General features: G+C 40.8%; 30 protein-coding genes and 4 pseudogenes. 12 read left to right on the top strand and 22 right to left on the bottom strand.

The window, feature by feature from the left end; genetic code table 11:
* The first annotated feature begins 33 nt into the window (after positions 1-33).
* The 3 genes from E0H87_RS04020 to E0H87_RS04030 are packed head-to-tail and all read left to right on the top strand — an operon-like array spanning position 34 to position 1,777.
* The gene (locus tag E0H87_RS04020) at positions 34-606 is read left to right on the top strand and encodes a nuclear transport factor 2 family protein (RefSeq protein ID WP_131322414.1); all 573 of its coding nucleotides are present in this window, start codon (positions 34-36) and stop codon (positions 604-606) included.
* Positions 582-1,079, top strand: a complete 498-nt coding sequence (locus E0H87_RS04025; RefSeq protein WP_131322415.1) for a chalcone isomerase family protein — start codon at positions 582-584, stop codon at positions 1,077-1,079. The genes E0H87_RS04020 and E0H87_RS04025 overlap by 25 nt, the downstream gene beginning before the upstream one ends.
* Before the next feature lie 11 nt (positions 1,080-1,090).
* The gene (locus E0H87_RS04030; protein WP_131322416.1) at positions 1,091-1,777 is read left to right on the top strand and encodes a response regulator transcription factor; all 687 of its coding nucleotides are present in this window, start codon (positions 1,091-1,093) and stop codon (positions 1,775-1,777) included.
* 17 nt (positions 1,778-1,794) lie between these two features.
* Here the strand turns inward: E0H87_RS04030 and E0H87_RS04035 are convergent, their stop codons facing one another.
* The 8 genes from E0H87_RS04035 to E0H87_RS04070 form a co-directional block, all read right to left on the bottom strand.
* Complete coding sequence (locus E0H87_RS04035; RefSeq protein ID WP_131322504.1) at positions 1,795-3,117, bottom strand: sensor histidine kinase; 1,323 nt, start codon at positions 3,115-3,117, stop codon at positions 1,795-1,797.
* Between the two features lie 35 nt (positions 3,118-3,152).
* Positions 3,153-4,202: an SAM-dependent methyltransferase gene (locus E0H87_RS04040; RefSeq protein ID WP_131322417.1), complete on the bottom strand. Its 1,050-nt coding sequence runs from the start codon at positions 4,200-4,202 to the stop codon at positions 3,153-3,155.
* 8 nt (positions 4,203-4,210) lie between these two features.
* Positions 4,211-4,990, bottom strand: a complete 780-nt coding sequence (locus E0H87_RS04045; RefSeq protein ID WP_131322418.1) for a DUF1295 domain-containing protein — start codon at positions 4,988-4,990, stop codon at positions 4,211-4,213.
* Positions 4,991-5,014: 24 nt separating this feature from the next.
* Positions 5,015-6,214: an SAM-dependent methyltransferase gene (locus E0H87_RS04050; protein WP_131322419.1), complete on the bottom strand. Its 1,200-nt coding sequence runs from the start codon at positions 6,212-6,214 to the stop codon at positions 5,015-5,017.
* Positions 6,211-7,005 carry a DUF1365 domain-containing protein gene (locus E0H87_RS04055; protein ID WP_131322420.1) on the bottom strand — a complete coding sequence of 265 codons (795 nt, stop codon included), beginning with the start codon at positions 7,003-7,005 and terminating at the stop codon, positions 6,211-6,213. The genes E0H87_RS04050 and E0H87_RS04055 overlap by 4 nt, the downstream gene beginning before the upstream one ends.
* 9 nt (positions 7,006-7,014) lie before the next feature.
* Positions 7,015-8,298 (bottom strand): NAD(P)/FAD-dependent oxidoreductase, encoded by a 1,284-nt coding sequence (locus E0H87_RS04060; protein WP_131322421.1) that lies wholly within the window; start codon positions 8,296-8,298, stop codon positions 7,015-7,017.
* Positions 8,295-9,281, bottom strand: coding sequence for an acyl-CoA desaturase (locus E0H87_RS04065; RefSeq protein WP_131322422.1), 987 nt, complete (start codon positions 9,279-9,281; stop codon positions 8,295-8,297). Before E0H87_RS04065 ends, E0H87_RS04060 begins: the two co-directional genes overlap by 4 nt.
* Before the next feature lie 136 nt (positions 9,282-9,417).
* On the bottom strand, positions 9,418-9,966 hold the full coding sequence (locus E0H87_RS04070) for a lipocalin family protein (RefSeq protein WP_131322423.1): 549 nt from the start codon (positions 9,964-9,966) through the stop codon (positions 9,418-9,420).
* A gap of 478 nt (positions 9,967-10,444) precedes the next feature.
* On the opposite strand from E0H87_RS04070, the gene E0H87_RS04075 reads away from it, so the two are divergent.
* From E0H87_RS04075 to E0H87_RS04085, 3 genes are all read left to right on the top strand, one after another.
* A complete protein-coding gene (locus tag E0H87_RS04075; protein WP_131322424.1) occupies positions 10,445-10,660 on the top strand; it encodes a cold-shock protein in 216 nt (71 codons plus the stop codon).
* Between the two features lie 95 nt (positions 10,661-10,755).
* A complete protein-coding gene (locus E0H87_RS04080; RefSeq protein WP_116760184.1) occupies positions 10,756-10,983 on the top strand; it encodes a hypothetical protein in 228 nt (75 codons plus the stop codon).
* A gap of 70 nt (positions 10,984-11,053) precedes the next feature.
* Positions 11,054-11,251, top strand: a complete 198-nt coding sequence (locus tag E0H87_RS04085) for a hypothetical protein (RefSeq protein WP_131322425.1) — start codon at positions 11,054-11,056, stop codon at positions 11,249-11,251.
* Positions 11,252-11,507: 256 nt separating this feature from the next.
* Here E0H87_RS04085 and nudC read toward each other — a convergent pair whose 3' ends face one another.
* The gene (gene nudC, locus E0H87_RS04090) at positions 11,508-12,281 is read right to left on the bottom strand and encodes an NAD(+) diphosphatase (RefSeq protein WP_131322426.1); all 774 of its coding nucleotides are present in this window, start codon (positions 12,279-12,281) and stop codon (positions 11,508-11,510) included.
* A 372-nt stretch (positions 12,282-12,653) separates the two neighbouring features.
* Between nudC and E0H87_RS04095 the strand changes: the two genes are divergently transcribed.
* Positions 12,654-14,177 (top strand): cryptochrome/photolyase family protein, encoded by a 1,524-nt coding sequence (locus E0H87_RS04095; protein WP_131322427.1) that lies wholly within the window; start codon positions 12,654-12,656, stop codon positions 14,175-14,177.
* Between the two features lie 3 nt (positions 14,178-14,180).
* The gene (locus E0H87_RS04100; protein ID WP_131322428.1) at positions 14,181-14,324 is read left to right on the top strand and encodes a DUF2256 domain-containing protein; all 144 of its coding nucleotides are present in this window, start codon (positions 14,181-14,183) and stop codon (positions 14,322-14,324) included.
* A gap of 5 nt (positions 14,325-14,329) precedes the next feature.
* Here E0H87_RS04100 and E0H87_RS04105 read toward each other — a convergent pair whose 3' ends face one another.
* On the bottom strand, positions 14,330-14,584 hold the full coding sequence (locus tag E0H87_RS04105; RefSeq protein WP_131322429.1) for a TIGR03643 family protein: 255 nt from the start codon (positions 14,582-14,584) through the stop codon (positions 14,330-14,332).
* Positions 14,585-14,813: 229 nt separating this feature from the next.
* Here E0H87_RS04105 and E0H87_RS16095 point away from each other — a divergent pair.
* Positions 14,814-14,993 (top strand): annotated as a pseudogene (locus E0H87_RS16095) (IS5/IS1182 family transposase); the annotation flags it as partial.
* Positions 14,994-15,001: 8 nt separating this feature from the next.
* Here the strand turns inward: E0H87_RS16095 and E0H87_RS04115 are convergent.
* From E0H87_RS04115 to E0H87_RS04135, 5 genes are all read right to left on the bottom strand, one after another.
* Entirely contained in the window at positions 15,002-15,187 is a 186-nt protein-coding gene (locus E0H87_RS04115; RefSeq protein ID WP_205677737.1) for a zf-HC2 domain-containing protein, read from the bottom strand.
* Positions 15,181-15,801 carry an RNA polymerase factor sigma-70 gene (locus tag E0H87_RS04120; protein WP_131322431.1) on the bottom strand — a complete coding sequence of 207 codons (621 nt, stop codon included), beginning with the start codon at positions 15,799-15,801 and terminating at the stop codon, positions 15,181-15,183. Before E0H87_RS04120 ends, E0H87_RS04115 begins: the two co-directional genes overlap by 7 nt.
* Positions 15,798-16,556, bottom strand: coding sequence for a DUF2063 domain-containing protein (locus E0H87_RS04125; RefSeq protein WP_131322432.1), 759 nt, complete (start codon positions 16,554-16,556; stop codon positions 15,798-15,800). Before E0H87_RS04125 ends, E0H87_RS04120 begins: the two co-directional genes overlap by 4 nt.
* Positions 16,507-17,367 carry a DUF692 domain-containing protein gene (locus E0H87_RS04130; protein ID WP_131322433.1) on the bottom strand — a complete coding sequence of 287 codons (861 nt, stop codon included), beginning with the start codon at positions 17,365-17,367 and terminating at the stop codon, positions 16,507-16,509. Before E0H87_RS04130 ends, E0H87_RS04125 begins: the two co-directional genes overlap by 50 nt.
* Before the next feature lie 70 nt (positions 17,368-17,437).
* Complete coding sequence (locus tag E0H87_RS04135) at positions 17,438-17,746, bottom strand: hypothetical protein (RefSeq protein ID WP_131322434.1); 309 nt, start codon at positions 17,744-17,746, stop codon at positions 17,438-17,440.
* Positions 17,747-17,903: 157 nt separating this feature from the next.
* On the opposite strand from E0H87_RS04135, the gene E0H87_RS04140 reads away from it, so the two are divergent.
* Positions 17,904-18,506 (top strand): DoxX family protein, encoded by a 603-nt coding sequence (locus E0H87_RS04140; RefSeq protein WP_131322435.1) that lies wholly within the window; start codon positions 17,904-17,906, stop codon positions 18,504-18,506.
* A 115-nt stretch (positions 18,507-18,621) separates the two neighbouring features.
* On the opposite strand, the gene E0H87_RS04145 is transcribed toward E0H87_RS04140, so the two are convergent.
* From E0H87_RS04145 to E0H87_RS04160, 5 genes and pseudogenes are all read right to left on the bottom strand, one after another.
* On the bottom strand, positions 18,622-18,810 hold the full coding sequence (locus E0H87_RS04145) for a type II toxin-antitoxin system Phd/YefM family antitoxin (RefSeq protein ID WP_131322436.1): 189 nt from the start codon (positions 18,808-18,810) through the stop codon (positions 18,622-18,624).
* A 68-nt stretch (positions 18,811-18,878) separates the two neighbouring features.
* Positions 18,879-18,965 (bottom strand): annotated as a pseudogene (locus E0H87_RS16275) (DcaP family trimeric outer membrane transporter); the annotation flags it as partial.
* Positions 18,966-18,973: 8 nt separating this feature from the next.
* Positions 18,974-19,111: pseudogene (locus tag E0H87_RS04150) on the bottom strand (cell filamentation protein Fic); the annotation flags it as partial.
* A 70-nt stretch (positions 19,112-19,181) separates the two neighbouring features.
* Positions 19,182-19,325, bottom strand: a pseudogene (locus tag E0H87_RS04155) (IS5/IS1182 family transposase); the annotation flags it as partial.
* A 133-nt stretch (positions 19,326-19,458) separates the two neighbouring features.
* Positions 19,459-20,658, bottom strand: coding sequence for an MFS transporter (locus E0H87_RS04160; protein WP_131322437.1), 1,200 nt, complete (start codon positions 20,656-20,658; stop codon positions 19,459-19,461).
* A 221-nt stretch (positions 20,659-20,879) separates the two neighbouring features.
* Here E0H87_RS04160 and E0H87_RS04165 point away from each other — a divergent pair, with 221 nt between their 5' ends.
* Both E0H87_RS04165 and E0H87_RS04170 read left to right on the top strand, forming a co-directional pair.
* Positions 20,880-21,431 (top strand): hypothetical protein, encoded by a 552-nt coding sequence (locus tag E0H87_RS04165; RefSeq protein ID WP_205677738.1) that lies wholly within the window; start codon positions 20,880-20,882, stop codon positions 21,429-21,431.
* Positions 21,432-21,598: 167 nt separating this feature from the next.
* Positions 21,599-21,787, top strand: coding sequence for a hypothetical protein (locus E0H87_RS04170; RefSeq protein WP_131262892.1), 189 nt, complete (start codon positions 21,599-21,601; stop codon positions 21,785-21,787).
* Here E0H87_RS04170 and E0H87_RS04175 read toward each other — a convergent pair.
* Both E0H87_RS04175 and E0H87_RS04180 read right to left on the bottom strand, forming a co-directional pair.
* The gene (locus tag E0H87_RS04175; RefSeq protein WP_131322438.1) at positions 21,784-22,719 is read right to left on the bottom strand and encodes an FRG domain-containing protein; all 936 of its coding nucleotides are present in this window, start codon (positions 22,717-22,719) and stop codon (positions 21,784-21,786) included. The genes E0H87_RS04170 and E0H87_RS04175 overlap by 4 nt on opposite strands.
* Entirely contained in the window at positions 22,712-23,869 is a 1,158-nt protein-coding gene (locus E0H87_RS04180; protein ID WP_131322439.1) for a tyrosine-type recombinase/integrase, read from the bottom strand. The genes E0H87_RS04175 and E0H87_RS04180 overlap by 8 nt, the downstream gene beginning before the upstream one ends.
* Between the last annotated feature and the right edge of the window lie 186 nt (positions 23,870-24,055).

Genomic DNA, 24,055 nt, shown 5'->3' on the forward strand with positions numbered 1-24,055 from the left:
TGTGAGGATAAACGGTGAAGATGGACAGTGAACATGAATCAAGTCAAAACGTTAATGGCAATTGCCTTATCCTTACCCGTGCTTTTCCTGTCAGGATGTAAAAGTGTTCCTCGTTATTCCTCGGATTATGCAAATGCCAGAGCCACTATTCAGGGCATAACTTTAGATGATGCAAAAGCATTAGAAATTGGCACCCGCTTCACTTCGGCATTTAATACCATGGGTACACCTAAATTCGTTGAAAATGCTGGAGCACTGTATGCAGATCAGCTTTTTATTAACGATACGCTGTCCCAATTTTCATCGCGTAAAAAACTGCTTGAACATTTTCAGGGTATGAACCAGCGGGTGAGTAATGTAACTGTCCGTCTATTAAATACTTCGTACCATCAAGATTCTGCCTATGTGCATTGGCATATGGTTTATGATTTTAAAATGTTCGGGAAAACACGAACAATGGATTCTTTTGGCATCAGTGAAATAAAGGTCAACCAAAATCATCAAATTATTTTCCAACAAGATTTCTGGGATCCTGCCAATGGTCTATATCGTTCTTTGCCATATGTAGGAGGAACCTATTCATGGGTACTGCCTTTCAAAAAGTAGCCATAATCACTGTGCTGATGCTCGGGAGTTTTAGTTCGTGGGCGTATGCGCAGAGCTTAAATAAATGTGGTCATGGCCCACTCATGGTGGGACAAAAACAGGTCGGTGTTGCCAGTTACTTTGCGCAAAACTGTAATCAGTCTTGGCAAGGCCAAAACATGCAGATGGATTTTAGCTATACACAGAATATTCCAGAGTGGGCATTCAAACGTGCGGCTACATATCTACTCAAACGTAATATTAAAGATCAAAAAATGCATGCTGTTTTCAATCCAATTACCGACTTGTATCGTCCAGTAAACTCAGGAGATCTATACCAACTAAAATATAGCCATGCCACACACACCTTAAGCCTATACTTAAACCAGAAAATTCAGGGACAACTTCAGAACCCACAGGCTCAGCAATATTTTAATATATGGCTAGGTCCTCAGCCATTTAGTGCTAAATTAAAACAGCAATTAATAAAGTAGTCACTACAGTTATGTCTAAACATTTTATTTTGATGGTCGAAGATCATTATGAACTGGCATCTACCTTATGCGAGTTTCTAGAAGAGCACGGCTTTGTGATCGACCATGCTCGAAACCTAAATGCTGCGCGCCAATTGCTCAAACAGCAACGCTATCATATTTTACTTTTAGATATTAACTTGCCTGATGGTTCGGGTTATGAACTCTGTGAATGGCTACGAAATAAAGAAGGTATGGACCTTCCTGTGCTGATGCTCACCGCACGCGATACGCTGAATGACAAACTCAAAGGGTTCAATTCAGGAACGGATGATTATCTAGTCAAGCCGTTTGACTTTAATGAGCTGGTGGTTCGAGTCAAAGCTTTGATCAAGCGTTCACAGGGTGAAGTTTCCTCTGGCCGTCTTCAAATTCATGATCTGATTCTGGACCCTGCAAGACAGCAACTGACTCGTGCAGGACAAACCATTGAACTGCCCCCCATTCAGTTCAAACTGCTCAAACTACTGATGCGTCATTCACCTAAAGTTCTGACTAAACAGGAAATCATGATAGAACTTTGGGGGGATGAAGAGCCTGAAAGCGATGCCCTGCGTAGTCATATTTATAATCTGCGTAAAATGGTGGACAAGCCTTTTGAAAAAAAGCTGATTCATACCATATCTGGTGTCGGGTTAAAGATCACTTTAGAAGCATAAGCTTTCGAAGCTGGGTCCTAATTTAAATACACGACAACAATCAGTCCAGTCGTCATCGCCAGATCAACATCTTGATGGGTACTGAGATAATAATGCCGATCAAACAACTCCACTCGCCAGCCCAACTGCTTGCACAACTTCTGTACCAGTTGTAGTCCAATGCCATGACCTTTGATCTCTAATTGCAATTGTTGCCCCGACAGTTCTTGCACCTTTGAATTATTCGGTAAAGGAATGCCGACGCCATTATCTGCAATCAATACTGTATTTTTTTGCAGAATGACATCAATTTCTGTGCCTTGTGAATAATTCAGTGCATTCCGCAAAATATTACCAAATACCATTTTGGTCATCGATGGGTAAAGTTTACGAGGCTGTTCATCGAGGTCTTTTTGCAAATCAATCTGCATACCTTTGTTATGGCTCACGTTGTCCAAATCCTGAAGCAGATTTTCCAGACATTCTGAAAGCATAGTCGGTTCAGCCGTTAAAGTATCGGTGGTGTTGCGTGCGATTGCTAACAACGTATCCACCAACAGTTGCATATCTTCAATAGTGTTATGCAAACGAGTAAACGACTTGTTATCGCCATAACGTGCCTGACATAGCTGCACATTGCCTTTTAAAATGGTCAGTGGGGTACGCAGCTCGTGGCTGACATCGCTGGTAAACTCACGTTCGCGTTGAATAAAATCGCTTAAGACCTGATGATATTTTTCTAGCGCCTGCTTCAGATATTCTGCTTCCAGATTTGAATCCGTACGGATGTCATAAAACGGCGAAGCCTGATTTTTTTGATGTTCCCAGTCAATATGTTCTAGTGCATTGGCCAGACGGGTAATTGGAGAAAAATAGCGCCGAGCACGGCGATTCCACCACCACAGCACACTATACAGCACAAATAGGCTAACCATCAGTGGTGCCAGACCAAACAGCCAGACCAGTTTATTGACATTACTTTCGCCAAAAACCAACAGTACATGCTGCCCGTCTTTTTCACCATAAACGGTCATGCGTTCCTTGCCATCGACAAAATGCCGATTCACCCCTTGCTCAAGCTGCATCGTCTTAAATTGAGGCGGTGGCACAGTGTTCCAGCGGTAACCATACAGATTTTTAGTGTCGGGCAATTCTGCGGCAGGATTGCGTTCCAGTCGTTGCCAGTAGTGTGACATTTCCTGTTCTAGCGCTGTTCTGAGCAGAGACCCTTTAATCACCCAAGCACTGAAGCCAATCCCAATCACCACAGACAAGGCAATGAATCCGATTTGCAGCCAGTAGTAGCGGTTAAACACCTCACCCAGAGGATGATCACGTTTATCCCTAAACAACTTTAACATTGATGCATTCCCCGCTGGCCCATCCCACTGTTCAATTATACGGCTTTCTTCTTCAACAGAAAGTGTCCAATCACCCACTCGCGTCCATGGTCATAACCAAACAGTTCGGCACAGGCCATAAAGAAAATCCGCCAACGCTGCCACCAGATTGCGGCATCTGCGCCATAGGTTTGCTCAAATAAGGGCTTCAGCTCGGTCTGTTTAGCATCCATATTTTCTAGCCAAGCATTTGCGGTACGTTCATATTGCGTACCCGCCCATTGCCAATGCTGTTCTAGCTGCAAATGCTGCTGAAAATGTAGGAAAGTTGAGGCCGCCGGCATCAAACCACCACTGAAGAAATATTGTGACATCCAGTCAAACTCATTTTTGACTTCAAACGGATAATGCAAGAAACGGTGACAGAAAATATGACACCACAATAAGCCATCTGGTTTGAGCCAAATACTGATATTTTCAAATAGTTTTTGATAGTTACGTACATGCTCAAACATCTCGACCGACACCACACGGTCAAAAGAGGCAGGTTCAAGTTGCAACACATTGACATCACAAGTGATCACCGTCAGGTTATCCAGTTTCTTTAAACGGGCTTGTTCCTGAATATGCTCGCGCTGCGTTGAAGAATTTGACACGACCGTAATACGGGCCGTTGGATAACGCTCAGCCATATACAGACTTAAGGAACCCCAGCCACAACCAATTTCCAAAATATCCTGACCATCTTTCAGTTGCGCTCGTTGGCAGTAGCAGGCAAGAGCGGCCTCTTCAGCTTGATCTAGCGTCGTATCAACATGTTCAAAGAGACTCGCGCTATATTTCAGACGCTTACCGAGTACTGCCTGAAAAAATGCAGTTGGCAGTTCATAGTGCTGCTCATTGGCTTTGTCTGTCTCGATAGCAATTTCACTGTTTTTCAGCATGGTCAGCACATCCATATAGCGCTGCGCTGCTAATGCGGGGTCAAACCGACCTTCTTGTGCCAGACGTTTTTTGCTCAAGATTTTAATACCAGCACGAATCACTGGGTCTGGCACCTTGCCATTTTCGATCAGTTTTAAAGATTGTTGAATCATAAAGTCCATGTATTTACCTACTCTTTGGGTGGCCACGGAATAAACATTGAAGTTCGTCGTTGATAGTCTTTGTAATTGTCGCCACGGTGGGTCAGTGCCTGTTTTTCACTAAAAGGAATCCCCGTAAAGTAGTACAGGAATAGCCACATCAGCAGCGGATAGACCCATAAACCATAGACTCCTGCGGCCAGACCAAGCACTGGATAGGCAAACCAATGCAGCCATTCAAAAAAATAATTCGGATGGCGTGAGTATTTCCACAAGCCCTGATCCATGCTTTTACCTTGATTCTGCGGATTTAGCTTAAAACGATAGAGCTGCTGATCGGCCGTGCTTTCACCTATCAAAGCTGAGAGCATGATCATGCCCGCCACAATCACAGTGACCGAAGTCCAGTCATTCCATTGCTCGGTCGAGATACTTAACAAGTTCAACATTGGGTAAGAAAACAGTAGCGCCAAACCTGCCTGAAATATAAAAAACACCAGAAAACCGAGATGCTGATAATCCCCCATCGCTCGGCGCATGTTGGCATAACGCGTGTCTTCTTGGGTTTCATGAGCATAGCGCCGCAACAGATGCCAAGTCAGCCGCGAAAACCAGATCCCACTTGCCAGTCCCAGAAATAACCGAACCAACAGCGGTGCACTGTCAATCGCCCAAGCTGCAATAATCACATTGAGCGCAATACTGAAACTCCATGCAACATCAACCAGCCCTGCTCTGCGGTTATAGGTCACCAATACCCAGCTACAGAGCATAATGAAGACATTGAGCAAAAATAAATCTAGCAGCATGTCGCCCTCCTGCTTTATCTCTGCTTAGTAAGCACTGGCTTCAAACAGCAAATGGACATCACTGATCACGCCTTCGCGGAAGCCGCCTTCGCAATAACACAGATAAAAATCCCACATTCGGATAAAGCGCTCATCAAAACCGAGTTGCATGACTTGATCACGCTGATCCAGAAAATGCTGGCGCCAATACTTCAAGGTTTGTGCATAGCTTTGACCGATATCTTCCAGATGCTTGAGACGAAGCTTTTGCTCAGAAGCCGTTTGCGTCATCACACTGATACAAGGAATGAAACTACCAGGGAAAATATAACGCTTAATGTAATCCACCGTATTTAAAGCTTTGGCATAGCGTGCATCTTCAATCGTAATTGCCTGTATCAAGGCGAGACCATTCGGCTTGAGGAGCTCGCGGCATTTTCGGAAATAAGTTGGTAAATACTGCTCACCGACTGCTTCAATCATTTCAATGGACACTAATTTGTCGTATTTACCTTCCAATAAGCGATAGTCTTGAAGCTGTACAGACACCCGATGAGACAGTCCCGCTTCAGCAACTCGAGCGAGTGCTTCATCATACTGAGCCTTGGAAATGGTAATGGTGGTGACCTTACAGCCATAATGCTGAGCCGCATAAATGGCGAAGCCTCCCCAGCCACTACCAATTTCGACCAAATGGTCCATCGGTTTCAATTGAAGTTTCTGGCAGATCAATTCTTTTTTATAATCTGAAGCTTGTTCCAAGCTCATACAAGGGTCTTTAAAGACAGCACTGGAATACATCATGCTGGAATCTAAGAACAATTTAAAAAACTCATTGCTCAAGTCATAATGCTCAGCAATATTCTGGCGACTTCCATCAATCGAATTCTTACGGGATTTATACCAAGCCTTGAGTATGAACTGGCTGGCTTTTGCCACTACATTTTGATTCATTCGATCAAGCACATCACGATTACGCGCTAGAATACGAATTACATTGACCAGATCTTCACTGCTCCAGTAACCCCGAATATAGCCTTCTGCTGCCCCCAGTACGCCATTACGGAACAGCAAATCGATAAGGCGTTGGTCATGAACTTGAATGACCGCGTGCAAATCACTATAGTTTTCCCCGACCAAACCACTCCAAATACCTTTAAATATCAACTGACCATGACGCAATTTCAGCATATGGCGTAGGACTATCGGCAGTTCGGTATGTTCTCCCATTAACAGTGTTTTCATCGTAATGTATTTCCTTTTTCTTTTTTAGGATGCCGATAAAACGGAATTTTCTTGTTCCATAAGCGCAGAGCATGTAGATAAATCCCGCTCACCATCTTAAAGGGCTCAAGAACTTTGAGAACAGCATATCGATGTTGCTGTGAAGGAAGTGTGATGGCTTCTAGCTTAAATTTCATGGTGGCATCAAATTGTAATATTTCTTGTTCAAACAGCTGCATATGAATCACATTTTGCTGTTCTGAAAAGCTAAAACGCCAACGGTAATCCAGCGACATCGGCATGAATGGCGACACATGAAAGGCCTTTTTAAAATCAAACTGGTGGCTCTGGTAGGGTGCGTGTTCAGCTGCATTATGCCGACAATCGTGAATGTACACCTGACGTTCATTCCACGGCGTATTGGTGATTTCACTCAGCACAAAAATCAGTTGATCGGTCGCATCAAAGATCAGATAAAACACCACCGAATTAAAACGAAAACCCAATGTCCGTGGCAAAGCCAGTACACGGATGGATGCAGCATGTGGTAAATGATAGTTTTCGTGCTTGATCAGTAAACGTGCAACTTTCTGCCGAATCGAGCCATATTCCATGTTCAGAAAGTCACGCTCATCCAAGGTCAATAAATTCCAACGACTAGAAGACCAGAACCAAGATTTTTGGGTAAAAGTTGCCAGTTGATCTGGATCAAACCATAAATAGCTAAGCTTTACCTCAAAAGCATGCGATTTGGGCAAATAGCGGCGATGGCGGATTTCGGTAGAAGCGATAGCCAGTGGATACATTTGCATTCTGTACTCCTAAGCCGCTTGCTCAGTGTGTTGCAGCAACTGATTGACGACCCATGAAGCACTACGCGCTCCATCTTCATGAAAACCCCACCCCCAGTAGGCACCACAGTATGACGTCCGGTTCTGACCATTGACCTCGGCCCAACGTTGTTGTGCCTCAATCGCGGCAGCATCAAATACTGGATGACGGTAATATCGTTCCACCCATATTTTTTTCGGATCGAGGTTAAAGTTAGGATTGAGTGTGGCAAAGATTTGGGTTTTACAATTCAGGTTTTGCAACTGGTTCATCCAGTAACTGAAACCATAATGCATGCCACGATGCTGGAATGGAGTTGATTCGGTCGCACGGCTAGGTGTCACATGGACATGCCAGCTGGCCCATTGGCGTTTGGATTTGGGCATGATATGAGTATCGGAATGCACCACCATATGGTTATCCTGATAACGAAACTTGCCAAGTACTTCCCGCTCTTGCGCTGACGGGTCTGTAAGTAAATTCAAGCTATCATCCGCATGGCTGGCAAAAATGACCCAGTCAAAACGTTCACTGCCCTGTACAGTTTCAATCACTACATCATTGGCACACCGGGATACATGAAGCACGCCCGTCTTGCGGAAAGTCATATTCGATTGGGCCTGAATGGCACGAACATAACGCGCTGATCCACCCTTGACCGTCAGCCACGAAGGTCGCTCTTTCAGTTGCAACATACGATGGTGCTGAAAAAAGCTCACCACAAATTTATACGGAATCTGTCCAGCTTGCTCCACAGGACAGGACCACAGCGCCCCGCACATCGGATAGAGATGTTCCTGACGAAAGGCTTCGGAATAGTCATGTCGATTGAGATATGCATCAATACTGAGCTGTGCATCGACCTGTTCAACATCAATATCTTTATTCGCAGCATAGAAACGGAACAAATCCGACAACATCACGCGAAAATCAGCGTTAAAGAAGTTTTGCGGTCTAAACAAGAGCGAGAATTTCTTCGACGGATTGTACTGCAATCCAGTGACCTGATTGTTCACCGAAAATCCCATGTCACTGCTTTGCGATTGAATCCCAAGCTCTTTGAGCATTGCACAGAACAGTGGGTAATTATGCTCATTAAATACAATAAAGCCACTGTCCACCGCGACCTGTTCGCCATCTATATTCAACTGATGAGTATCGGTATGACCGCCAAAGTAGTTATTCTTTTCAAAGACGGTAACTTCATGCACTTTACTTAATTTCCAAGCCGCATACAAACCAGAAATACCTGAACCAATAATCGCGATTTTCATTGTAATTCCTTCGATTGAATCGTGTGAGCGCCAGTCGTAGTGAGTTTTTTCTGTTTTCTAAGTTGAGCAATTTTACTGACGTCATAGACCCGTGCTGGAATTGGCTTTAAGCCCCAGACTATCCCGAACCAAGACATGATTTTTAGGAGGTAATACGTCACATCAATCTGCCACCAGTAAAAGCCCTGTCGGGTACTGCCTGCATAATAATGGTGATTGTTGTGCCAGCCTTCGCCCAAGGTAATGATAGATAAGAATAAGTTGTTGCGGCTTTGATCATCAGTCTCAAAATCACGGCTGCCGTAATGATGCGCCAGTGAATTGATACATAAGGTCGCATGAATCAGCAACACGGTAGACACTACAAATCCCCAGACCAGTAATTGCAAGCCGGAAGTCCCCAGTTGCGGCCAAGCAATTGCCAACCATTCTCCTAGTGCATAAACCCCACCCGCGGTCAGCAGTACCACAATTAAACTAAACCGGTCTAGCCAGATTAATTCCGGATATTTCAGCCAGTCTTTGATGACTTCTTTACGCGTGGCAAAGTTATATTCATTCAGAAACCAACCCACATGGCTATACCAAAAACCGTGGGTAGATGAATGTGGGTCTTGTAAAGAATCTGTATAGCGGTGGTGATAACGATGATGGGCTGCCCACCATAAGGGACCACGCTGTGCACTCATGGTGCCGAGTAATACAAATAGGAACTGCACTGGACGCGAGGTCTGAAAGGTTTTATGCGACAGATAGCGATGAAAAAAAGCCGTAATAGAAAACATGCGAATCAGATAAAATGCCAGCATAAAGCCAAGCGCAAACCATGATACACCGACCCAGAACACGGCCAGACAAGCCAGATGCAATAGAATAAAAGGCAAAATTCTCAACCACTGAATCTTGCTATTTTCAGCATTCAATATTTCAGGCTGTGCAGTTGTAGACCAGCTATCTATCCATCGTATCAGACTTTTCAACATGGACTTATCCTAATTTTAAGCTACTGTCTTTATTCTATTTGATGAGTCTAATCAGTTAGATATGAATTTTATGTGAAGTAAAGAAAAAAAAGCCGAACTGTAGAGAGATTTATCAGTTCGGCAAAGGGCTATTCGGTTAATGCGGCAATTTGATTAGTTTTGTTACGTCATAACCATAATGTTTCGCAGTGTCGAGATATGACTGATACGTCGCTTCATCCAGTTGCGGTTCACGTGACAAAATCCACAGGTATTTATTACTTGGCCCACCCACCAGTGCCACTTTATATTCTGGATCTACTCGTAATACCCAGTAATGACCTTTAGTAAAGGGCAGCCATCTTAAACCTTTAGGCAAAAAGCTGACCTTCAGTTTGCTGTTACCCTGATTTTGCGAATAGGCAACACCTTCAGAGCGGATCATCTCTCCATTGACAATTCGGCAGCTATTCAAGACTCCCATCGTTTGATCGGCATTGACGCTATATTGTGCCGTGATATTCGATACGCATTTACGCTGAAAATACATCGGTAAATGCGCAATTTCATACCATTGACCTGCATACTTCTGAATATCCACCTGATTTACTGCTTGAGGCCTAACAGTTTCTGCTCGAGTGGTCACACTTAAGCTAATGGTGGCCAGCGCTGCAGCGGCAAAAAGTGACTTGAATAGCATTTTCATTTTTAAGCCTTGTTTGATTGCAAACTTAAGATAAACCAAGTACCTGTGAACAAAGTGTGAAGATTAAATACAGGATGAATGCAGGCGAAATTTTAATCTTATAGCCTTAAAAGATGGATAAAATCTTTTTTAGATCCCATTTTAAAGCGGTAAATTGATTTTTCCTGATTAAATGTATTCGCGCAGTCGATGACCTTGTTTTAAAAAAACTTAGCCAGATCAACAGATTCCGTCACGATTTGGATGTCTTTTATAAGATAATTAAATATATATATAAATAAACTTGATTAATTTTATTTTTAATGTATAGTGGGCTTAACTAGAAAAAAGTCTTGTTTCATTCAATCTCTGTTAAGTATCGTCGTTTTATTCATAATCCTTCGTTTTTTTAGATTTTAAGTCTCATTCATTATTATTTTCCAAGTTATAAGCAGTCAATAAAATGGCTAAAATTATTAAAAAATCAGTAGGATTTATTATGTCAAACTCAAATATTGTTAAAGGTACAGTTAAGTGGTTCAATGAAACTAAAGGTTTTGGTTTTATTCAACAAGAATCAGGCCCAGACGTTTTTGCTCACTTCAGTGAAATTGCCAGTTCAGGTTTTAAAACCTTATTTGAAGGTCAACAAGTTGAATTCAGCATTGCTCAAGGTCAAAAAGGACCAAACGCAGTAAACATTACTGCGATCTAAGTCATTATCTAAATTAAAAAAGTACGACTCTGTACTTTTTTAATTTAAAAGTTGTTGATCATATTCTTCGAAAAATCATAAAAACAGGATACACATTGTTAAAAATTAATGAATTAGTGGCAAAATCTACAAATGGTACTGAAATTATTGTCTCGTTAATTCCCTTAAATAAAATGCAAAATACACGTGAAGGGTTTAAAGCGATTGAAGTTGGTAAAAAAGTACTTCTAGAATCTGGCGTAGAAGTAGATTTAAATTTAGATGGCCGTACATTTTATATCTCTATGAATCAATTATTTAAGTTAAATCACAAAGTGATTTAAATAAAAAACGTCTGAATGATTAAGCCATGTAATCGTTTCTCTTTCGTGCTGTTATTCAAGGTATATCTAAATGCTTAAACAAAATCTAAATATAAAAGATCAATTCGGTATCAAATATTCTATTCAGGCCACAGTTGATCACCATTTTGGTGCCAGCCAATCTTGCGCCCATGTCAAATATATAACCGTAGATGGTGAAGATATTCGACCTAGCTTTGATATGTTTTTCCAAAGTACTTCAAGTGGAAAAATTTTCAAAATTATCTAAATTATTCCTAGCCTATTCAGGACCGCGTCTGATTATCATGGTCTGTAAAATACACCGCATTCAAATGATCTAGCCCATGACACCATATTAAAAAACTATGCAGCACCATCATGGCCAAACTTTTTATTTCAACCTCTAAGGTGAAAACGGGCAAAGTCGGTGACAAGTGCTGAAAGAGTTACTTTTCTAGATGACCTAGCTTTCCACGCTTATTTCAGCCAGAAATTGTCATCGAAACATTCCTTTTTAAAAAATTTCAAAGCCACGCTTGGGTATCATCTGCCACAGGTATTCCATGCATCACATGCTGAATCATGGCGTATGCAATACTGCCCTTGAACGGAATTTCGGGCAATTGATCAAACTTGAAAAATTGTGCATCACTGAGTTCATTTTCCTGAATCTGAATATCCCCTGCTTGATATTCCGCCTTGAATGCCATCATCAGATTGCTGGGAAATGGCCACGGCTGACTGGCCAGATATTGAATATTTTTAATCTGAAGCCCGACCTCTTCTAGCGTCTCACGGCGTACAGCTTCTTCCAAGGTTTCCCCTACTTCGACAAATCCAGCAATCAAACTGTACATCTGGGTTTTGTTACGAGCATTTTTCGCCAGCAGAATTTCATCTTTAGCTCGGGTAATGATGGTAATCACACAAGGATTCACGCGCGGATATTGGTTATAACCACAAGATGGACAGACCATAGCATACTGACTGGTGTGTTGCTGGGTGGCATGACCACATTTACTGCAAAAGCGGTGATTACGGCGCCATTCCAGTAACTGTACCGCACGACTGGCTTGTTCAAACTGCTGTCTGTTCCAAACTTGTACCAGTTGTCTGATCGGAACCAATTCATAACCTTCTGGCACAGGCTCATCTTCTTTCAAATCCCGTGCAATGATCTTGCCATTTTCCGATAGGTTCAGATCATGCTGAAGTCTTGCTACCTGCGGCAACTGGAAATGATCATCCACGAGTAATTGCTGCTGTTTAAAAATATACGCTGTTGAATGCATGCTCATGACAATCCTCTAATTAAAAAAAATCCCATACAAAACTGCGTATGGGACAAAACCAAGGAAGCATACAGAGAGTAACTTCAATTCAAATACTAGGCGTAAGCTGCCTGAATCGCAACAACAATAATTTGTATCTATTTGATTAAAATCACATAATTTTCACATCTAATATGCATTAAGCAGTTGTTAAATTCGAGCATTGTAAAATAGCTTGAAATTTTTATAGAGAAATAAAGCTTTATCCAAATAAGGATGGCTTCTGTGCAATAGTTGATCTGCATCTGACCCAGCAACTTTAGGGTAATCTGCATTTTCACAAAAAATTGAACTGTCTACATTTACACTATTTTATCTTTTATAGACTTTGAGATCGGTATGCGTTTCGGTTTAATTTTAGGAGACCAGCTTCATCATCAGCTCGCTACGCTCAAAGCACTGGACCGCACCCAAGATGTAATTTTAATGGCTGAAGTTGTCGAGGAAGCGACTTATGTCGCCCATCATCCCCAGAAAATTGCGCTGATTTTTAGTGCGATGCGTCACTTTGCCAAAGCGCTTAAAGCTGATGGTTGGCGTGTACGTTATCACGCTTTTAAATCTGATCGCCCTATTCATAGCCTACTGGATTTTGTGCAGTCACAACAGCAACTTTTCCCCGTAACAGAACTTGTAATTACCCATTGCGGAGAATACCGTCTACAGCAGCAGATTGAACGGCACTGGAGTCAACAACTACAATTGCAAATAACGTGTCTGGATGATGACCATTTTTTCTGTAGTCTGGAACAGTTCCGCCACTTTGCCAGTCGCTACCAAACACTGCGTATGGAATATTTTTATCGAGAAATGCGCAAACAGACTGGTTACTTGATGCAGGGACAGCAGCCCATAGGGCAACAGTGGAACTATGACAGCGCCAATCGCAAGGCTTGGTCGGGCAGTCCGCCCTTGCCCCCGCAACTTAATTTTGAACGAGATCAGATTGATTTAGATGTGCTTGCACTAGTTGAACGTGAGTTTTGCCAGCATTCTGGAAGTCTTGCCAATTTTCGTTGGGCCACCACACGCAGCAATGCCAAGCGTGTACTGGAACATTTTATTGCCCATAGTTTGCCTTATTTTGGTGATTATCAGGATGCTATGGCACAGGGAGCAGACACACTTTTTCACAGTCTACTCTCACCTTATTTAAATTGTGGTCTGCTGTTGCCCAAAGAAGTCTGTGATGCGGCAGAAGCTGCCTACCATGCGGGTCATGCGCCACTTAATGCAGTTGAAGGTTTTATTCGGCAGATTCTGGGCTGGCGCGAATATGTACGAGGGATTTACTGGCTGTACATGCCGGAATATACCAACCGCAATGCACTGAAGCACTCATCACCACTGCCGCAATTTTACTGGAGTGGTCGTACCCAGATGAACTGTATGGCGGAATGTTTTCGCAATACCTTCCAACATGCCTATGCGCATCATATCCAGCGTTTGATGATTACTGGCAACTTTGCCCTGTTAAGTGGTGTAGACCCAAAGCAGATCAGTGAATGGTATCTGGCGGTCTATGCAGATGCCTATGAATGGGTAGAACTCCCGAACACATTGGGCATGGTGATGCACGCCGATGAAGGCTTAATGGCTAGCAAACCCTATGCCGCTTCGGGCAATTACATTCATAAAATGTCGGATTATTGCAAACACTGTCGTTACAATGTCAAAACACGTACTGAGCCAGACAGCTGTCCTTTTAACAGTCTATATTGGTATTTTATGATCCGACATGAAGCGATATTTCGTACTCATCCACGTATGAGCATGATCTATCGGCAACTCGATAAACTTCAAGATCAACAGCAGATTATCACCCATGCACAGCAGCTCCTCAGTCGGATTGATGAGTTATAAAGCATGAAAAAGCAACATCTTCCTAAAAAAGTCTGTATTCACTGCTTACGCCCATTTAACTGGCGTAAGAAATGGCAACGCTGCTGGGAGGAGGTCAAATACTGTTCTGAACGATGCCGACGTGAGTCCAAACACTCTCCAAAGTAAAGCGTTTAGAAACGCTTGTACTGCCTTGAACAATACGCCCGAATCACATCAGGTGAACGTAACTGTAAGTGCTTGGTTTTTCGACCTGTTACCCTTTTACGCCACATTTTAAAACTCGATGGCTTCATATTTTCACGCATTAAATGAATCACTGCGGTTTCATTCAAACCAAATTCATGATGAATAGCTTCAAACGGGGTTCGATCTTCCCAAGCCATTTCGATAATTCTGGATAAGTCTTGTGCAGAAAATTGATTCACGCCATTCTCTTTTTTAATCAAACAATAGTACAAGCTGGTTTTATTGATCCTTAAAGCTTCAATAAACTTGATCAACTTAGGTATATAACTTGAATCGATTTTGATTCGATAAAAAGTATAAAAATACAGCCATGAATTTTTTGTGATTTTTCTAAGTTTAACTAGGGTCTGTTGAGATTTTTTGCGTAAAAAATAGATGATATTTGTCTAGGAGCATTGTGACAATCCAGATCTACAATGGATTCATACTCGAGCTCATCAATATGGCACAGGGCTTAAGAATCAGTCAATTTCTAAAAGTATCGCTAGAAACAGTTCTTAAATTCCTTTAGCAGTAGATTCAAATGGAAACCTCATTCATTTTTTAATTCATGATGGCACAGTGCATGATGTGAAATTTGAAACAGCAGATACGAGCTACTGACCCTCATCAAAATTTTTAAACTCTTTGGAAAGCTGACTGAGTGTTTTGACTTGTTTGCCATAACGACGACATGAACGGCATGCCAACAAATGAATTTGTAAATTCGTCTGCTCTAGAAAGAGAAGCGGTCTGTCTAATCTTTCAGATAATAATTGGGTAGCTTGGCGACACGTTAGCATGAACAATTCTCCTGCAATAACCATTTATTTTCTAAGCATTCACGCAATCTTGTTCGGCTTCTATACATAAGTACATTTAAGTTAGTAACAGTAATTCCGAGCTTTTCACAAATTTCATCTGAACTCAGTTCAATCATTTCTCTGAGCATAAAAACTTGCGCATATTTGGCTGGTAAATGGTTCAAACAGGCATCAAAAATGATCCAGAAATCTTGTTGCTCCAAGATCTCTTCTGGACTGGGCCAAGCTTGAGGTTCTTCATATTTATGCCAATGTCCGGACGCATCAAATAATGCATCTATAGTTAATTCGCTTTCCTCGTCATTAAATAATTCACTCATCGTCATCAAACGAGATTTTTGTCGAATTAAATCAATAATTTTGTTTTTTAAAATCGCAAAAACCCATGTTTTAAAAGCTGCCCGACCAGTAAAAGAACCAATATGTTGGTATGCACTGGTTAATGCTTCTTGAACAGCATCTTCAGCAAGTTGAAATGATGACAATTGTAAAATGGCAAACTTCAACATTTGTTGTCTGAGTTCGATTAAAAAGGCTGGACTTTGCAGTTGTTGCAAAATTTCCTCATCCCTAGTTGCTGGCTCTGCGTTCATCCCTTTTCCTTATTATTGTTATTGGGAGCATCTAACAATTCCAATCGAGTTAATTGTATTTTGAGTTCATCGAGCTGTGTTTGGATCTGGGCATTCGAAAAATCAGGGACCGTCGCTTTTATTAAATTTTTAATGTCTTGTTCAACTAACGCTTGTTGATTGAGTTGTTCAATGACCACTGCAAATAAAACGGATAAGCTTTCTATGCAGATATGATCTTGATCATTTCGCCATACCATGATGACACTCGGCATACGCTCAATTTCAGAAATGCTCATGCTTGATGACCATTGATAGACTGGATATTGAAAAACGAGCACCCAGACTTGGGTATTTAATTGCCATTGATCCTGCCAAGTCACCGTTGTTTTTGCAATTTCAACGGTATCTAAATAGAGTTCAAGCCATTCAAACTGTAAGAGCTCAGCTAACCAAGGATATTCTTGTAAACTGGGATGCTGACAGTCTGTCAGATACTCTCTAAATTGTAGGGAAATATCATTATAAAATGGTGAATCGCATTGCGCTTTTTGAAAGAATTCATTTAATAGCTTTTGCCACTGTAACTCAGGCAACATTGCTCGAGTTACTGGATAAACCAAGTTAATAAAAGAACAAACATTATTACAAAGTAAATCTCGATAAATCTGCATTCTTTCCGCAGGAAGTGATTTGGGTAACTCAGTTTGAGGAGAACGAATCCAATCACAAAACTGCTGCTGCGTCGCTTGGAAAGATATTTGCTCTGTTTTCATGACCGCCCTCCTGCTGCATGATTTTAATTTTCGTCATTTCACCTTGTAGCGCTTGCCATGATGGAATATTAAAATCCCGCTCAAGTAAGGTTGGCTTTACGCCACAGACTTGATACGTATATTGCAATAATTGCCAAACAGAATCACAGACTTCTGCGCCATGGGTATCAATCAATAGATATTGTTCAACTTGTTCATGTCCTGCAATATGTATATAACGAATTCGCTCTTTTGGCATTGCTCGAATAAAAGCATACGCATCACTACCGTGGTTTATACTGTTTACATAGACATTATTTACATCGAGTAATAACTCGCAGTCGGCTTGCTGAAGCACTTCAGAGACAAAGTCGGCTTCACTCATTTCAGCATTTGGCATTAAATAAGTTGAGACATTTTCAATCACCAACCTTTTTCCTAAAATATCTTGGACACGCAAAATGCGTTCAGCCACATATTTGACCGCAGCCTCAGTCATTGGAATCGGCATTAAGTCGTATAAGTAGCCACTATCACGGGTATAGCTTAAATGTTCAGAATAAATCGGGACATGATAATCTGCTAAAAAACTTTTAATCTGTTGAATAAATTCAAGATTGAGCGGATGAGGTCCTCCAATCGATAAAGACAGTCCATGACAGATTAAAGGTGCTTTTTCTACGCATCGCGCTAATAGCTTTGCATGCCGCCCCCCAAAACCCAGCCAATTTTCAGGGGCAATCTCTATAAAGTCCGGAACTTTTTCTGCACGTAGAAATTCATCAATAAAATCTCTTCTCAGCCCAAGCCCTACACCTGCTAAATCAACCATAGTGATACTCCAATTTTGGAAATGATGCCGTCTATGTGATCTATAGCGACATCATTCTTTAACTGATTGACTATTTAGCGCCACACTTGCCATCAGCAACTTTTTTCTCAGCACCACATTTCGCATCTGCTGCTTTCTTGGTTGCACCACATTTACCGTCTGCTGCTTTTTTATCAGCGCCACATTTTGCTTCAGTAGCCTTTTGGTGTTTATGCATTTTATTTGCACCACACTTAGCTTCGCCACATTTGCCATCAGCCGCTTTACTTGCATGGGTTTCTGTCGCATGCGTAGTTGTTGCTGCGGATACTTGAGTTACACCAACTACAGATAAAGCTAATAGTGCTGCGACTGATGTGATTGAATTGAGTTTATTCATTTTTCTATTCCTTTAAGATAATTTCTCGGTTTGTACTTCGGTACATATGGTTAGACGACTTAAACTAACATTTATTACAGTCCAAATAAAAATTATGTAAGAAACACCGTTTTCACCCGACTAATGACTATTCAATCGTATTCGGTGTGAATTTATCATGAACAACGTTATCTATCTTTTATCAAAAAAATACCAAAAATTTTGTAGTGTCATCAAACATGGTGATGGTATTGCTGCACTTGCATTCAGGCTTTATTTAGTTCCAATATTCTGGATGGCTGGTACAAATAAGCTTACGCACTTTCAAGATACGGTCGAATGGTTTGGCAATACGGATTGGGGCTTAGGTTTACCCTTCCCTGTGATATTGGCCACGCTGGCTACTTCGGCTGAAATTATGGGAGCGATTCTGTTAGCACTAGGTTTATTTACTCGCTTGATCAGCATTCCACTCATTATCACCATGCTTGTTGCTATCTTTACAGTACATTTACCCAATGGATGGCAAGCGATTGCTGATCCTAATGCGCCATTTGCTAGCGCTCAGGTGATTGCTTCATCTGAAAAACTAGAAAAGGCGCATCAGATCTTAGAGATGTACGGAAATTATGATTGGTTAACCTCAAGTGGATCATTTGTCATCTTAAATAATGGTATTGAGTTTGCAGTAACCTACCTAGTCATGCTCTTGGCATTAATTGTACTTGGCGGTGGACGTTATCTAAGTTTAGATTACTGGCTTAAGTATTTTAGATCCTAGACAGATTTGCACATTCTGTTTTTTTTACATCCTGTAAACTTAATCCATTTTCTTTGACGGCACTCAAATCTGTTTCTAGTGTTGAATCATAATATGTTTGATATTCAATAACTTTTTATTCATCTAAACGTCTTAATTTACTCAGCTCATAAACTGCTTTCTTATATTCTAGATATGCATTTTCGCTAATGATTACAACCGAATCACGATCTTTACGTGTAATCTTAATAGGATATCCCAACAAAGCTCTTTCAATGACTTGAGAGAATTGAGCACGTGCAATTGAATAATTTAATTGATCCATAAAACACCTTAAATTAAGAATCAAACGAGGCATTACATTTAAGCTATAAAAGTAATGCCTCAATGAAGTTAAAAATTATATCTGGCTAAAAAATTCAGGCGTGAAAGGTCGCCCTCTAAATCCGAAAAAGTTGTTCTTTTGCCATAAGTGTACTCTCCAACCTCATCAATATTTGATGTGCTTTAAACAAATGCGATTCTTGATCAGGATTCCAATCTTGAATTTCTTCATATGCTTTTAGGGCATTACGTGCCTCTTGAACTTCTTTCGGTGGAGCGATAATGGTCTTGCCATTCAGGAGTAATTCATCACCCATACATCTACAAAACCATTCTCAGAAATGGGGGGGTAGCTGCATCTGAATAGGTTTAATTCCGAACACGTTTGCCTTTTAACTCAGCATACCATTGAGTATTGCAGTCAAACCAGATCGCGAGATTTTCTCGATGAATCAAAGTTTGGTTGTAGATAGAGCAATTACTCGTACGATAAATTTTAGGTGCTGGCTTATTTATCTAAGAATGATATTGCTGAACAATATTTTACAAATAGCTTTGTGTAAAAAAGCCTTAGATTCTCTAAAAGTTCATATATTTTCTTTTATCACACATAAGCCCTTTGCTTAGGCAGTATAACCCTCCAAACCCACTATGATTTCACTATTTTCATAATGGGCTGCCAGACCAATCCGACGAGTGCGACCATGCAGAAAGTCGCACCTGCATAAAATGTAAATGATGCCCCGAGTCGATCCCATAGTAGCCCAGCCAGTACACTCGCCAGTAACATAGCCAACCCACTGACTAAGTTAAAAAATCCATACGCTGTTCCGTACAAGTCAGCAGGTGCAGTATCCGCAACCATTGTCGCCAACAAGCCCTGAGTCATCCCCATATGGACACCCCATAAAGCAACACCAGCCAGCACAACTCTCCAGTGATCGTTCATTGCCAACACCAAATCAGCCGCAATCAATACAAGCAAACCAAGTGCTAGCAGTATCTTGTGGTTCATTCGGTCAGACAATTTTCCGAATGGATAAGCAGACAAGGCATAGATGATATTCATCGCTACCATGACCAGCGGTACGAAGGCAATAGGTATGCCTCCTTGGTGCGCACGCAAAACCAGAAATGCCTCGCTAAATCGAGCCAGTGTAAATACTGCACCGATGCCCACTACCCACCAATACGAAGTACCCAAACGTTTCAAGTTTTCCCGCTTGATCGGATTAGTGCGTTTAGTGGTCTGCAGGTGTTCTGGTTCTCGTACACCGAATAACAACAATGCGACTGCCATCAACCCAGGAATCACTGCTACCCAAAACACAGCGCGGAAATCGTTGGCCCATAGCAACATCAAGCCGACTGCGAGCAATGGACCAAGAAATGCACCTACAGTATCGAGAGACTGCCGTAAACCGAACGCTGAACCACGTATTTGCGCTGGTACAATGTCAGCTATCAAGGCGTCACGTGGAGCACCACGAATACCTTTCCCTGCTCGATCCAATAAACGTGCAGTCAACACGAGACCAGTCGTGGATGCCATGGCAAACAACGGTTTAGTGAATGCACCCATGGTATAGCCAATCACAGCCAAGCTCTTTCGCTTGCCAAGATAGTCACTAATTGCACCTGAAAATATTTTAATAATGAGTGCAGTAGCTTCGGCCAGCCCTTCGATCAGACCAATCGCGAAAGCGCTTGCTCCCAGTGTCGTGACGATGAATAGCGGTAGTAGGCTATGGATCATTTCCGACGAAATATCCATCAGCATGCTAACGAAACCGAGTACCCATACGCCTGACGGTATTTGCTGCCTAGTACTTTTTTGGGGTATTGTCATAGTCAATTCATCCGGCAGTATCAATAGACCATAATTGGAGACCGACACCCGCGTTAATCTATATTAAAAATGACTGGTTAAAATCTTAGAGGTTGTCCACTCATAATGTTCTCTCCTCTGCAAAAAGAATAGATAATATTTGTCTAGGAGAATGGTGGCAGCCCAATATATAACTAAAGAGTGTCTACAAAACTGGTGACTATTCAGATGCATGTAAATACATGACCTTTTGCTTAAAGAATGAGGAAAGCATCCTCAAAACATATACCGAAAAACATAAAGAAATTGAAATTGAGCTACATCAAAACGGTATTACCAATACCCGTATCGCCCTCTGTCATGCCCAAGTGTCGGCCATGATTGATGCCATTGCGGAGCACGTCTTTAAAGATGCAATCGATTTATCTGACATCTGTGATGCCAAAAGATATTTAGAAGGTATGGCCATGCGACGTATTGAAGAAATTGCAGCCGATCACCCATTTGTTCAACAGTTTTGGGATGCCTTTGAATATATTAATAGTATTCGTGGTACCAGCTTCCAATTGAACCATTACGCAACTACAGATTCGCAGATCGCCATCAACCTGAACGAAGTTTATAAAGTTGCTGCACGTAATTATCAGGCTCTACCTGAGATCAATGAAATGCGAAATTTATTAAAAACAAGCAAACGCTACAAATTCATCGAGGCAAACAAAACAGTCCGATCATCTCACAACCTGCCGATGAAAGTAACGCTATCCAAGGCTACAGCAATCAACCAAGCATAAAAGAAGACCGTATCGTCAAATGTTGGATTTTCACCAATCCAAATCAAATTAAACAATCAGGATATAAAAATGAATATGACGCAGGCCACAATCATAATTAGCGCATCAAGCTTCTGCGGTGCAATTTATTTTTTTACTGAAACTTTAAATTAATAAGGAAAACTAAAATGAACGATACTTCATATAAGATCGTAAAATGGTACTCAATGAGACAAGTAGCTGCTGAATTAGGTATAGCGGTCAATACATTTAAAAAACACTATTTGGAGAAATACCCACCTGATCGATCATCAGATAAGTATAAAGGATGGACTGAAACTTCCTTGAATAAGATCAAAAAAGAAATAGGCGCTTAAAGCGCCTTTATCTTTTGCATTAGCAACCAATCATTGCAAGAAATTGCTGCACCATTAGCTCCACCAAAAAGCTTTGCTCCATCAAACCCATAAGATGAACAATAATGCACAACATTTGTGGCTATTTGTAAATCAATACAAATTTTTAATAGTGCTCTTGAACGCTTATTCGAATACAAAATTTGTTCAATTGTTTTGGGTTCATAATTCATAAAATTAACAAATTGAGAGTTAAATTCTCGAACAACTGTAAAACAACCCGCTTGACGGCTTAGATGTTTATTGTGACTAGACGGAACTTCAACTAAATCTATTTCTTTAATATTTACTGCTTGCTCTACATTTAAAACCCATAGTGAAAAAGTCCTTTTTTTGGCTTCATCACTTTTTATCTCTAATGTGTCATACATTCGAATTGCTTCTATTGAAGCAAAATACAAGGCTACTAATGGTTGATAACTCCAATCTAAAAGTCGTGTTGGAACACCATAATGCTGTGCAAAAGCAAGTAATTCAAAGTCATTTTCATCAAATTTAAACCCACCATTTTCATTAAAACTTTGAAAATAGTCATCACGCCTTTTGTTTCTACGTGCTAAAGAGTCTCCTGGAATACTAATCTCACTGTGATCGCAATAATATTCAAAAGTGTCAATAATATGTTTTTCAAAGGATAGAAACTTACTAAAAAGTCGCTCTTTATTTATCCTAAATAAACTTGGTTCTAATATCCATGATGAATTCGCTTGCCCTCTAAAAATACAAAAATTGTTTAAATTTAAGTCTGTCAGAAGTGATTCATCCTCCTCCATTAAACTCAAACAGTTATTCTTGTCAGGCCTAATAAGCTCAACTAAATCATCAATATCATCAACATATATTTCAATATATCCGTTTTCTTCAGAAATCTTATATTTACTGCTATCAAACATTTGAATTTACCCAATTATTTGCTTCATTTGCATACCAGTTCATTAATTCAACACGTTCTGGCCAGTATTCAGCTCTGTTATAAATCTTGCTCGTTTTATCTGCTTTTGTCGTTTTGTTTACATGTGCAATTTGATAATCAATCACTTCCGCTCTAAACAGCTTACTTTCATTTGCATGGGTAGAAAATAGCGTCCTAAATCCATGCGTGACCATCTCGTTTGCATAACCGTTTCTTTTAATGACAGCCAAAGGCGTTTCAGAAGTCATGTGCTTCCAAGGCTCACGTGTATGTTTGAAAATAAAGCCGTCATCACTCCGGGTGTGAAATAAAGCCATGAATAAATCATAAACTTGAGGTGATAAAGGAACCATTAATTCCTTTCGTCGTTTCATACGATATGCTGGAATTAGCCACACTTTATTTTCAAAATCAATTTCACCAGAATCCCATCTCGCTTTTAAGAGCTCACTGATTCGAGTACCAGTAAAGCAAGCCAGTTTTAAAACAACTTTAGTAATTGGGAACGCATTACATTGTTCTAAACGTCTAAAGAACTCAGGCATTTCACTTGCAGGTAAGCACGGATAACTTTGAACCTCATGCTCAGGTATAAGCTCCCCGACTAAAATACATGGGTTCTTTTCTGTATAACCTGATGCGATCGCAAAATTAAAAACTGCATTGAGTAAACGCAGACAACGTGTGGCAGTTTCGAGTGTGCCTTTGTCCACAATTTCTTTTACTTTGGACGAAACCTGAAAACGAGTGATTTCATCTAAAGGTAACTCTAAAAAATCTTCTGTGATGTAGTCCAAACGGTATTTAACTGTGCTGATATATTTTTCACTAGACCACTGCGGACTCATTAATTCAAACCATTCATCACACACTTGTTTTAAATGATGGGAGAGTTTTGATTTACCTGAAACCTCGGCTTTATAGTCCCGTGCAATTTTTCTTATTTCTTTACAGCCTACTTCAGGATATTCACCTAGTTGTTTCCTTGTCTGTTTTCCTTCAATACGATATGAAAGCACCCATTTCTTTTTCCCAGTAGGAAAAACTTCAATAGAAAGCCCTTCCCCATCCGCCATTGAATATCGCTTTTCTTTTGGTTTAAGACTTTTAACTTGGATGTCTGTAAGCATTCTTGTTGTTACACGCGTGTCACTCTTGTGTCACAAGTATATTTGATAGAAAGCAATTATCAATGACTTACAATAATAGATGCTGATAAACAACAGGCAGAAAAAAAGTCCTGATTTATTGCTAAACCAAGGCTTTTATTCAATTTTTTGATTAAATTTGATCATTAGCGATCGTCTTTAATCAGG

The sequence above is a fragment of the Acinetobacter sp. ANC 4178 genome, assembly GCF_004331175.1.
GTDB lineage: Bacteria > Pseudomonadota > Gammaproteobacteria > Pseudomonadales > Moraxellaceae > Acinetobacter.